The 11,023-nt window shown below is 62.4% G+C and carries 8 protein-coding genes; 2 read left to right on the forward strand and 6 right to left on the reverse strand.

The features are described from left to right. Nucleotides 1–388 precede the first annotated feature (388 nt). The 6 genes from KCG87_RS27125 to KCG87_RS27150 form a co-directional block, all read right to left on the reverse strand. Nucleotides 389–1,777 carry a VOC family protein gene (locus tag KCG87_RS27125; RefSeq protein WP_210559222.1) on the reverse strand — a complete coding sequence of 463 codons (1,389 nt, stop codon included), beginning with the start codon at nucleotides 1,775–1,777 and terminating at the stop codon, nucleotides 389–391. A gap of 88 nt (nucleotides 1,778–1,865) precedes the next feature. Next, entirely contained in the window at nucleotides 1,866–3,086 is a 1,221-nt protein-coding gene (gene glcF / locus KCG87_RS27130; protein WP_210559223.1) for a glycolate oxidase subunit GlcF, read from the reverse strand. Between the two features lie 2 nt (nucleotides 3,087–3,088). After that, the gene (glcE, locus tag KCG87_RS27135) at nucleotides 3,089–4,138 is read right to left on the reverse strand and encodes a glycolate oxidase subunit GlcE (RefSeq protein ID WP_210559224.1); all 1,050 of its coding nucleotides are present in this window, start codon (nucleotides 4,136–4,138) and stop codon (nucleotides 3,089–3,091) included. Next, entirely contained in the window at nucleotides 4,138–5,637 is a 1,500-nt protein-coding gene (glcD, locus tag KCG87_RS27140; protein WP_210559225.1) for a glycolate oxidase subunit GlcD, read from the reverse strand. Before glcD ends, glcE begins: the two co-directional genes overlap by 1 nt. Before the next feature lie 207 nt (nucleotides 5,638–5,844). Beyond that, nucleotides 5,845–6,771, reverse strand: coding sequence for an alpha/beta fold hydrolase (locus KCG87_RS27145; RefSeq protein WP_096796512.1), 927 nt, complete (start codon nucleotides 6,769–6,771; stop codon nucleotides 5,845–5,847). Nucleotides 6,772–6,792: 21 nt separating this feature from the next. Beyond that, nucleotides 6,793–8,244, reverse strand: coding sequence for an NAD(P)/FAD-dependent oxidoreductase (locus KCG87_RS27150; protein ID WP_135296149.1), 1,452 nt, complete (start codon nucleotides 8,242–8,244; stop codon nucleotides 6,793–6,795). Between the two features lie 190 nt (nucleotides 8,245–8,434). On the opposite strand from KCG87_RS27150, the gene KCG87_RS27155 reads away from it, so the two are divergent. Then, nucleotides 8,435–9,508, forward strand: a complete 1,074-nt coding sequence (locus tag KCG87_RS27155; protein WP_202370288.1) for a diguanylate cyclase — start codon at nucleotides 8,435–8,437, stop codon at nucleotides 9,506–9,508. Nucleotides 9,509–9,716: 208 nt separating this feature from the next. Then, nucleotides 9,717–10,952, forward strand: coding sequence for a M20/M25/M40 family metallo-hydrolase (locus KCG87_RS27160; RefSeq protein WP_134786763.1), 1,236 nt, complete (start codon nucleotides 9,717–9,719; stop codon nucleotides 10,950–10,952). Nucleotides 10,953–11,023 lie beyond the last annotated feature (71 nt).

Raw genomic sequence — 11,023 nt, forward strand, 5'->3', positions numbered from 1 at the left:
AATCAAGGAGCGTGCCAGGTTTGTCGAAGGTCCCGGCAACCGGGGGTGGAGTGGCTCTGGCGTGCGGTTTGGCCGATGTTTTTTGCTGAATCGAGAGGGAAAGTGCGCAACTTCTTGCGCAGTACTGCGCAAGAAGTTGCGCACTTGGCTCTAAGCCACGCCAGTCAAGGCCTGCAGCGCGATGAATCGCCTTTTTTACCGAACAAGTGCGCAAGAAGTTGCGCAGTAAGGCCAAGGGCCAGCGTCGAGCGTTTCGCCTTGTTGTCGCGACTGCGCTAGAGGCAACATTTGATTCTGTGGCGAGGGAGCTTGCTCCCGCTGGAGTGCGCAGCGCTCCCAAAACGAGGGCCGCTTCGCAGCCCAGCGGGAGCAAGCTCCCTCGCCACAGTCAGAACAGTTTCACGCCCAAAACCTGAGCACACTCCTCAATCGAACGCCGCTGCGTCTCGGCATACAACCCCAACTCATCAATGGTCGCACGCCCCAGCGCCTGTTCGAACGCCTGGCGGTTGGAGTGTTCGCCATAGTGCGTCTGCGCCGCGTCCCCAAGGTTCGACTGAAAAATCCCCGCCGCACTCACCGGCAGGAAATCTTCGTACACCAACGGTTCAGCTTTCATGTGGCCCTCGCGGAGCAAATCCTCCAGCGATGCCGACGTGAGGCTACCCGCTGCCAGGCCTTTTTCCGTAGGGAAGTAGCGAAAATACGCCAGCTCCTGTTCGCGCATGCCGTCGACGCTGTCAGGAAATTCGCCAAAGTGCTGAGTCATCAGCTCGTTATAGCGTGCGGCGTTGCCTTCGTTGGGGAAGTCACCGAGTTCATCGCGGGCGGCATTCAGCAAACGGTCATACAGCGCTCGCCCCTTGGGAGTCAGCGCCGCACCGCGTTGTTCGATCTCGCCGAAGCGCGCGCTGTGGCTGCCGTGGGTGTTGTGCTGGTCGGTGAAAGTGATCGGCTCGTCGAGCGCCTTGAAACTGGTTTGGCGCAGGAGGATCGGGCAGTGCCGACGCGGTGGCCCTTCGATCACCGCTTTCGGGGTGATGCCATGCACCGGCATTTGCGCCTGAACCTTGTCGATGTCCAGCGTGCGCGGGGTCAGGTGGTTGATGTGCGGGCCTTTGAACGCCACCACATCGGCGATCAGACGGTGCTGAGCGCTGAGGGTCTGGTACTGCGCGGCGGTGACGGTTGCGCTGTGATGCCAGCGAAAGGTCTCCAGGGCCTGCAGAACAAATTCCTCCGCTTCAGGCTCATTCAGACCACCCGCTGACTCAGCCTGCTCGATCAGGTGCAAGACAGTAGGGGTAAAGATCGAACGCTGATTCAGTACCGATTCGGCAAACGCGCGCAGCTCGGGATCCTCGATCAGTTCCAAACGCAGCAACGAAGTGAACACCCGAAACGGACTGACCTGCAGCGCCGCTTCATGCACCGCGCGAAACGCCGTGGAGTGCACCGGCACACCCGCCGGGGTCAAGTCGTAATAACCCACCGGTTGCATGCCCATCACCGCGAACAGCCGGGCGAGGGTCGCCAGCTCTGTAGCCGTGCCGACGCGGATGGCGCCGTGGCGCTCCATGTCCAGCCGTTGGATTTCACCGGTGCTGTCGAGCTGCCGTGCGATGTCCGGCTGAGCCGCCAGCACTTCGCGATTGGACTGTTCCACCAGTTCCATCAGCGCTCCGTACAACGGCACTTCTTCGCGGTACATGTCGGACATCGCTTTGGAGAAGCGTTGGCGGATCAGGTCGGGGCTGACGAAAGGCTGCACGGTCATGAAAAAAATTCCTGCCACGGTCACGGTTTGGATGGAGGAAAAGATCGCAGTCTTCGCCGACGGCGGCAAACGAAGAATCCTACGAACTTCATTCTGCCAACGACTGATCCACCAGTTCGATCCAGTGCAAAACCTGGGTGCGCCCGGCGCCGGCCAGATGATTCTGGCAACCGATGTTGGAGGTGACGATCAGGTCCGGGCGATCGCTCTCCAAGGCATTGAGGCGGTTGTCGCGCAGTTGCCGGGCGAGGGTCGGTTGCGTCAGCGAATAGGTGCCGGCCGAACCACAGCACAAATGCCCGTCCGGCACCGCCGTGAGGTTGAAGCCCAGCCGGGTCAACAGTGTCTCCACCGCGCCGCCGAGTTTCAGCGCATGTTGCAAGGTGCAGGGGCAATGCACGGCGATCCGGCGTTGGCTGGCGGCGCACAGTTTCTCCAGGGGTTCCCGGGCCAGGATCTGTACCAGATCCAGCGTCCGTTCGCTGATCTGCCGCGCCTTGTCGGCGTAGCGCGGATCCTGTGCCAGCAAATGCCCGTAATCCTTGATGAACGCGCCGCAACCGCTGGCCGTCTGCACGATGGCTTCCGCGCCGTTTTCCAGGTGCGGCCACCACGCGTCGATGTTCTGCCGCGCGCGGTCGAGGCCCTTGGCCTGGGCGTCGAGGTGATAGTCCAGCGCGCCGCAGCAACCGGCCTCGGCCACCGGCGTCACGCTGATCCCCAACCGATCGAGCACCCGCGCCGTCGCATCATTGGTGTTCGGCGACAGGCCCGGTTGCACACAACCCTCGAGCAGCAGCACCCGCCGTGCATGGCGCGGCGCTGGGCGTGTGCCAGACGCTGACGAGCGCTGCGGCAATTTGCTTTCGAACATTCGTGGCAGCAGGGGCCTGAAGGTTGTACCAACGCGCAGCAAACCCTTGAACATCCCGGGATTCGGCGCCAGTGCACGCAAGCCCTCGCGTAACAAGCGCTGGGCAGCGGGGCGCGGCACCGCCTGATCGACCACCGCCCGCCCGATATCCAGCAGGTTGTGATAGTCGACACCGGAAGGGCAGGTGGTTTCGCAGTTGCGGCAGGACAGGCAGCGATCCAGATGCAACTGCGTCTGCTCGGTGGCCGGCGCGCCTTCGAGCACTTGTTTGATCAGATAGATGCGTCCGCGCGGCCCGTCGAGTTCATCGCCGAGCAACTGATAGGTCGGACAGGTGGCGTTGCAAAACCCGCAATGCACGCAGGTACGGAGGATTTTTTCCGCCTCGGCCGCGCGCGGCAGTTGTCGGGACTCTTCGCTGAGGGTGGTTTGCATGGCTAGAACTCCGCGTACATCCGGCCGGGGTTGAACAGCCCTTGCGGGTCGAGTTGCGCCTTGAGTTGCCGGTGATAACGCATGAGCGCCGGGGCTAGCGGCTGGAACGGTGTGTCGCTGGCGCCATGGGTAAAGCAGGTGGCGTGGCCGCCGAGTTCCTGGGCGAGGATCTGAATGTGCTCGTGATCGGATTTCAGCCAGCGTTGCGCGCCGGCCCAGTCGAGCAACTGCTGGCCGGGCAAGTCCTGCGGCCCGAGATTGTTCGGCAGCGACAGGCGCCACAGCGGCAGTCCTTCGTCGAAAAAGCTCAGGCGTTGCTCGTTCAAGTCGCGCCAGAACGTCGAATCCAGTGGTTCGCCGCCGAGCCGTTGATGCGCGGCGGTGACCGAGCCTTCGCCGCCCTCAAGGCGCAGATATAGGCTTTGCCCGTCATGACAGGCGCCGCTGATCGGCAACGGTTGCTGGCCCCATTCGGCCAGTCTGGTCAGCGCCCGCGCGCAATCGATATCGAGGCGGATGCTCAGGCATTGACGCGGTTTCGGCAGGACTTTCAGCGACACTTCGGTCAGCACGCCGAGGCAGCCGTAACTGCCGGTCAACAGACGCGACAGGTCGTAGCCGGCAACGTTTTTCATCACCTCGCCACCGAACCGCAAGTGCTCGCCGAGGCCGGTGATGACCCGGGTGCCGAGGACAAAATCGCGCACCGAACCTGACCATGGCCGCCGTGGCCCGGACAGTCCGCTGGCGATCATCCCGCCCACCGTGGCGCTGTCGCCGAAGGCCGGCGGCTCGCAGGGCAACATCTGCCCGGCCGCGTCGAGCGCCGCGAGCAACTCGCGCAGCGGCGTGCCGGCGCGCACGCTGACCACCAGTTCCGTCGGTTCATAGCGCACGATCCCGCGATGCGCGCGGACGTCGAGCACTTCACCGGCCACTTCGCGGCCGAGAAACGCCTTGCTGTTGCCGCCCTGAATCTTCAGCGGCGTGGCGTTGGCCCGGGCCTCGTTGACCTGATCGAGCAGCGCGCTGCTGGCGTCGAAATCAGCCATCAGAAACGCTCCAGTTCGGGGAATGGCAGTTGTCCGGCATGAATGTGCATCGCGCCGAATTCGGCGCAGCGATGCAGAGTCGGGATGTTCTTGCCGGGGTTGAGCAGGCCTTGCGGGTCGAACGCGGCTTTGACCGCGTGGAACAGGCTCAGCTCAGCGCTGTTGAACTGCGCGCACATCTGATTGATTTTCTCGCGGCCGACCCCGTGTTCACCGGTGATGCTGCCGCCAACCTGCACGCACAATTCCAGAATCTTCCCGCCTAACGCTTCGGCGCGATGCAGTTCGCCGGGCTGGTTGGCGTCGAACAGAATCAGCGGGTGCATGTTGCCGTCGCCGGCATGAAACACGTTGGCCACGCGCAAGCCGTATTCGGCGCCGAGGCGGGCGATGCCTTGCAACACGCCGGGCAACTCGCGGCGCGGGATGGTGCCGTCCATGCAGTAGTAGTCCGGCGACAAGCGGCCAATCGCCGGAAAGGCGTTTTTGCGCCCGGCCCAGAAGCGCACGCGCTCGGCTTCATCGCGGGCCTGCCGCACTTCGCTGGCGCCGGCCTCGAGCATGACCTCGCGCACCCGCAGGCAATCGTCGTGGACATCGGCTTCGACGCCATCGAGTTCGCACAACAGGATTGCCTCGGCATCGACCGGGTAACCGGCGTGAATGAAGTCTTCGGCGGCGCGGATCGCCAGGTTGTCCATCATCTCCAGGCCGCCGGGAATGATCCCCGCGGCAATGATGTCGGCCACGGCGCGGCCAGCCTTTTCCACCGAGTCGAAACTGGCCAGCAAGACTTTGGCGACCTGCGGTTTGGGCAGCAATTTGACCGTGACTTCGGTGATGATCCCGAGCAAACCTTCGGAGCCGGTGAACAACGCCAGCAAATCGAAACCCGGCGCATCGAGGGCGTCGCTGCCCAGCGTCAGACGTTCGCCCTCGATGGTCAGCACTTCGATTTTCAGCAGGTTGTGCACGGTCAGGCCGTACTTGAGGCAATGCACGCCACCGGCGTTTTCCGCGACGTTACCGCCGATCGAGCAGGCGATCTGCGACGACGGATCCGGCGCGTAATACAGGCCGAACGGCGCGGCCGCCTGGGAAATCGCCAGATTGCGCACCCCAGGTTGCACCCGCGCGGTACGGGCCGCCGGGTCGATGTGCAGAATATTGTTGAAACGCGCCATCACCAGCAGCAGGCCTTTTTCCAGCGGCAGCGCACCGCCCGACAACCCGGTGCCAGCACCCCGGGCAACCACCGGCACGTTGTGTTGATGGCAGAGCTTGAGCAGGGTCTGCACCTGATCGAGTCGCCGGGGCAGGGCGACCAGCATCGGCGTGGTGCGATAGGCCGAGAGGCCGTCGCATTCGTAAGGCTTGAGTTCGTCTTCACGCCAGAGCAGGTCGAGATCCGGGAGGGCGCGCTGCAGGGTTTTCAGCAACTCGGCCTTGTTCACCTCCGGTAGCGGGCCATCGAGGCGTTCGTCGTAGAGAATGTTCATTTCGACCCCATCGGCGGACGTGATTACCTGTGGTGAGGGGATTTATCCCCGATGGCTGCGCAGCAGCCCCAACCCAGAGAATGCGGTGTGTCTGATTCAGCTTAGTGCTGGAACTGGGGCTGCTGCGCAACCCATCGGGGCGGTGCGACGTTTCGCTGAATCCCCTCACCACAATAAATTCCCTCATCACAAGGATAGTGTTGGGACTCATCGCTGATTGCCCAGAAACTCCCGATACAACCGTGCGGTATTCCCCGGTTGTTCGACCATCGGCATGTGTCCGACGCCATCCCACACTTCGACCCGCAGATTGGCGATGCCCTTGCTCCACACCGGCACGCTGCTGACGTCGATCAAGCGGTCCTTGCGGCCCCACAGCAGCAGCGCCGGGCATTTGATCTCGGCCAGTTTCGGCTCCATCGGCGGGCTGGCGCGGAAGTCGCGGAAGATCTCTTCCAGTTCATCACGCTGGCGTTCGTATCGCTGGGCGATGGCGTCCAGCACCAGCCCGGGCACCCACGGCGGCGAGGCCATGGTCATCGCATAAAACTGGCGGAACTCTTCCCGGGAGTTGATCAGGAACGGGTTATGCCCACGGGCGAGGTGGCGCTCCATGTCGCTGGCCTGCGGTGCAGTGACGCCGGCCGGGTCGATCAGCGCCACCGAGGCGATCCGCTCCGGGTAAGTTGCTGCCAGCCATGCCGCGATGTAGCCACCCATGGAGTTGCCGATCACGTGGACTTTCTCCACGCCGCACACGTCCAGCAGCTGGATCATGCGCTTGGCCTGCAGCGCAATGTCGTAGCCGCCACCGGCCTTGAACCCGGTTTCCCCATGACCGGCGATGTCCGGAATGATCACCCGGTACTGGCGGACAAAATGCCTGGCAAAGCGCAGCCACAGATTCTTCTCGGCGCTGTAGCCGTGCAGCATCAGGATCGCGCTGGCCGCTTCATAGGGACCACCCTGCCAGGTCGAGACGGTCATTTCGGCAATCGGCACCTCGATTTTGTGCAACTTGTACAACTTGGCCTCGAGCGCCGTGCTCAGGTCGTACAACCAATGGCCGATCGCTGGATAACTCAACCAGCTCCAGGCCACGAAAACCGCGAGAGCGACAAACAGCACAAGCATCGACGTCTTCCTTTTACGTGTTCAGGACAGAATGTGGTCAGCCGGTTTCAGCGTCCGGGTCAACCGGTAGTAGCTGAAACTGAAGCCCGGAAATATCGCGATCACATGACCGCTCTTGCTCTGATACCAACTGTGACAGCCGCCGGACTTCCACACCGTGCGTTCCATCTCACGGTGGATCATTGCAGTGTAGGTACGTTCCGCTGCGGGGCGCACTTCGATGCTGCGCAGGCCTTTTGACTGCAGGGTGTGGATGCAGTCGAGGATGTAATTCATCTGCGCTTCGATGATGAACAGCGCCGAGGTATGCCCGATGCCGGTGTTGGGCCCGGTGACGATAAACAGGTTGGGAAAGTCCGGCAGGCTGGTGCCCAGGTAGGCGCGCGGGTACTGCGCCCAGACATCCTTGAGTTGCACGCCGTGCCTGCCGGTCACCGGGTAGGAGACCACGCCGTCGGTGGCGTCGTAGCCTGTCGACCAGACGATCAGATCGACGTCGATGTGCTGGCCGTCGGTGGTGGTGATCCCGGTTTCATCGAGCGCGGCGATGCCTTGTTCGCGGCTGTGCAACGTGACATTGGGCCGGGTCAGCGCCGGGTAATAGGTGCTGGACAGCAGAATGCGCTTGCAGCCGATGGTGAAGTCCGGGGTGAGTTTTGCGCGCAATACCGGGTCCGGCACCTGTTGCTTGAGAAAACGCAGCGCCTGACGCTGAACCAGGTGAATCGCCGGTTTCGAGTATTTGAAGGCGATCACCCGGGTTTCGAATTGCCAGTAGAGCAGCCAGCGCAGCAGCTTGTACGCCGGTTTGACACCCAGCAGCCAGCGCTGGAAAGGCCCGAACGTGCGATCGGCGCGCGGCAGCACCCAATGTGGCGTGCGCTGGAACACGTGCAATTGCTCGACTTCGGCAGCAATCGCCGGAATCACCTGGGCGGCACTGGCGCCGCTGCCGACGATGGCCACGCGTTTACCGCGGTAGTCGTAGCTGTGATCCCAATTGTTGGTATGAAAAGTCTTGCCCTGAAAGCGATCCAGGCCGGGAAAGGGTGGGATTACCGGTTGGCTCAACGGCCCGGAGGCGTTGATCACGAACTGCGCGTAAAAAATCCCCTTGCTGGTATGCACCGCCCAGCGCTTTTCGGCGTCGTCCCATTCGATGCGTTCGACGTTGGTTTGCAGCGCCACGCGCTCGCGCAGGCCGAAGCGCTCGATGACGTGTTCGGTGTAGCGATGCAATTCGGCCTGGGCGGCGAACATCTGCGTCCAGGGAAATGGCGCAAACGACAACGAGTACAGCGGCGACGGCACATCCACCGCCGCGCCGGGGTAGGTGTTCTGGCACCAGGTGCCGCCGAAAAAGTCCCTTCTTTCCAGCAAGCGAAAATCGTCGATTCCGGCCTTGAGCAAGTTGACCGCCGCGCATTGGCCGCCAAATCCGCTGCCGATGATCAACACTCGGTAGGTCTGCATGGGCCTCCTTCTTATAGTCGTTTTTCCGTTTTCGTCCTTTCAGGTATAGCTAAAAATTTGCCCTGTGCGCGACGGCGATGGCGCGGTATTCAGCGGCTGGCCGGTGATAGCTATTTAACGGCTGCCTGTTAGACTTCCAGCACATCCGTCTGACGGTGTTCGCAGGTTCCGTTGAGTGGTCGAGGCCCTTATGCGAAACAAGGGGGGAAAGGGACTTTCATTGGCCAGGAGGCTTTATACATCGCGAACCCTCGGGCTGGTGCTGGGGCTGTTGTGCGTGAGCGCGGCGATGTACCCGCTAGACCCGCCGCTGTGGGTCTGGGCGTTGATGCTGTTCAATGGCCTGCTCTGGCCGCACCTGGCGTTTCAATGGGCCCGTCGTGCCAGCGTTCCTTACCATGCGGAACACCGCAATCTGTTGGTTGATGCCTTTATGGGCGGCTTCTGGGTCGCCGCCATGCAGTTCAATCCGCTGCCCAGTGCCACCACCATTTCGATGATGGCGATGAATAACGTCGCCATCGGCGGATTACGTTTTCTCGCGGCGGGTCTTGCCGCGCAGGTTCTTGGTATCGGCGTCGGCCTGGTGGTTTTCGCCCCGGCGTTCATCCCGCAAACCTCGCCTCTGCAGCTTTATGCCTGCCTGCCGTTGCTGATGCTGTACCCGCTGGCGCTGGGCTGGATCTGCTTTCGCCAGGCCTACACGCTGGGCCTGCACAAGCGTGAGCTACTGGCCCTGAGTCGCACCGACAGCCTCACCGGACTGCTCAATCACGGCGCGTGGAAGGATCAACTGGAAATCGCCTTTCAACGTTGCCGCCGGCAGCAGCAGGGCGCAGCGATCGCGTTGATCGACATCGATCACTTCAAGGCGATCAACGACACCTACGGGCATGTGGCGGGTGACATCGTGCTGCGCCAGTTGAGCAAAATGCTCAAGCAGAACCTGCGCGCTGCGGACGTCGCCGGGCGGTATGGCGGCGATGAGTTTTGCGTGATCCTGCCTGACCTGCCGCTGTTCAATGCCGCGCAGGCCATGGAAGCCTTGCGCGAGCGTTTCGCCACTCTGGGTTACGAGCAGAACCCGGCGCTCAAGGTCAGTCTGAGCATTGGTCTGGCGGCTTACGAACCGGCACACGGCGACGCGACCCGTTGGCTCAATGATGCGGATCAGGCGCTGTACGAGGCCAAGGCGACCGGGCGCAATCGGGTGATCTGCAACAGTGATGATCTGCCGAAGCAGGAACTGCTCGATTCGGTCTGATCTATCACCGCCGTCCCCTGTGGGAGCGGGCTTGCTCGCGAAGGCGTTCTGTCAGCGGCATTGATGTCGGCTGACACTCCGCTGTCGCGAGCAGGCGAAGGCCTACAAGTGTTCGGTGTCGGCCGCAGAGATGTCGCATCCGGTATAGAGCCTTGCGTCGATGTCAGGTACGGTTTGAGTCCCCCCGACGCGAAACAAGGATCGATTCATGACGTTCGCATTCCCCCGCTCGCTGCTGGCCGCCAGTCTCGGCCTGTCCCTCGTCCTCAGCTCCGCCAGCGCCTTCGCCGAACCGCACAAGCAAGTACTGGCCGATGCCGAGCAGTATCAGCCCGAAGCCCTGAAACTGCTGGAACGGCTGGTCAACATCGATTCCGGTTCCGGTTATGAACCGGGCCTGAAACAAGTCAGCGAGATCGCCATCGATGAGCTGAAGAAGCTCGGCGCCACCATCGAACTGGTGCCCAATACCCCGGAAAAATCCAATCATGTGCTGGCCACCTTCAAAGGCACCGGCAAGGCAAAAATCCTTTTGATGGCGCACATGGACACGGTGTTCAAGGAAGGCTCCGCGGCCGAGCGCCCGTTCCACATCAAGGACGGCCGCGCCTACGGGCCCGGGGTGATGGACGACAAGGGCGGCATCGTCGCCGGGATCTACGCGCTGAAAATTCTGAAGAACCTCGACTTCAAGGATTACGCGCAAATCACCTTCCTGCTTGACGCCAGCGAGGAAACCGGCTCCGACGTCGCCACCGACCTGATCAAGAAAACCGCCAAGGCGCATGACGTGACCCTCAACCTCGAACCGGGGCGTCCGGCCGATGGTCTAGTGGTGTGGCGCAAAGGCAGTGCGACGGCGCTGGTCGAGGTCAAAGGCAAGGCGGCGCATGCCGGGGTCGCGCCGGAACTGGGGCGGAACGCGGCGATGGAAGCGGCGCACCAGATTCTGCAACTGGGCAAACTCGGCGACGAAGCGAAGAAAACCACGATCAACTTCACCGTGCTTCAGGCCGGTGATCGCACCAACGTGATCCCGGATCACGCCACCGCCAAGGCTGACGTGCGTGCGGCGGTGCCGGAAGAGTTCGACCGGATCGAGAAAGACCTGGCGCGAGTGTCGCAGGACAAGCTGATCGCTGAAACCGAAGTCACCACCAGCCTCAAACGCGGCCTGCCACCGATGCCGCAAACGGCGGAGTCGGATCGCTTGATGGCCATGGCGCAAGGGATTTACGGCGAGATCGGCCGCAAGCTGACCGAAGAGGGCAGTGGTGGCGCGGCGGATGCCAGCTTGTCCGCCGGGGTGGGTACGCCGACGCTGGACGGTTTCGGGATTGTCGGCGGCAATATCCATACGCCTGAGGAATACGCCGAAGTGGCGAGCGTGGCGCCGCGGATTTATCTGTTGTCGCGGATGATCATGGAGTTGGCCAAGCGCTGACTCCCTCGGATTGGCGGTGCTGCAACTGACGCCTTCGCGAGCAAGCTCGCTCCCACAATGGATCTGTGCCG

This window comes from Pseudomonas sp. MWU347, from assembly GCF_017947305.1.
GTDB classification, from domain to species: domain Bacteria; phylum Pseudomonadota; class Gammaproteobacteria; order Pseudomonadales; family Pseudomonadaceae; genus Aquipseudomonas; species Aquipseudomonas putida_A.

Excerpts from the sequence above, each read along its gene's own strand:
- KCG87_RS27155 (WP_202370288.1), top strand. The coding sequence starts at position 8,435 with ATGCGAAACAAGGGGGGAAAGGGACTTTCATTGGCCAGGAGGCTTTAT.
- glcF (WP_210559223.1), bottom strand. The coding sequence starts at position 3,086 with ATGCAAACCACCCTCAGCGAAGAGTCCCGACAACTGCCGCGCGCGGCC.
- KCG87_RS27145 (WP_096796512.1), bottom strand. The coding sequence starts at position 6,771 with ATGCTTGTGCTGTTTGTCGCTCTCGCGGTTTTCGTGGCCTGGAGCTGG.
- KCG87_RS27125 (WP_210559222.1), bottom strand. The coding sequence starts at position 1,777 with ATGACCGTGCAGCCTTTCGTCAGCCCCGACCTGATCCGCCAACGCTTC.
- KCG87_RS27160 (WP_134786763.1), top strand. The coding sequence starts at position 9,717 with ATGACGTTCGCATTCCCCCGCTCGCTGCTGGCCGCCAGTCTCGGCCTG.
- glcD (WP_210559225.1), bottom strand. The coding sequence starts at position 5,637 with ATGAACATTCTCTACGACGAACGCCTCGATGGCCCGCTACCGGAGGTG.
- KCG87_RS27150 (WP_135296149.1), bottom strand. The coding sequence starts at position 8,244 with ATGCAGACCTACCGAGTGTTGATCATCGGCAGCGGATTTGGCGGCCAA.
- glcE (WP_210559224.1), bottom strand. The coding sequence starts at position 4,138 with ATGGCTGATTTCGACGCCAGCAGCGCGCTGCTCGATCAGGTCAACGAG.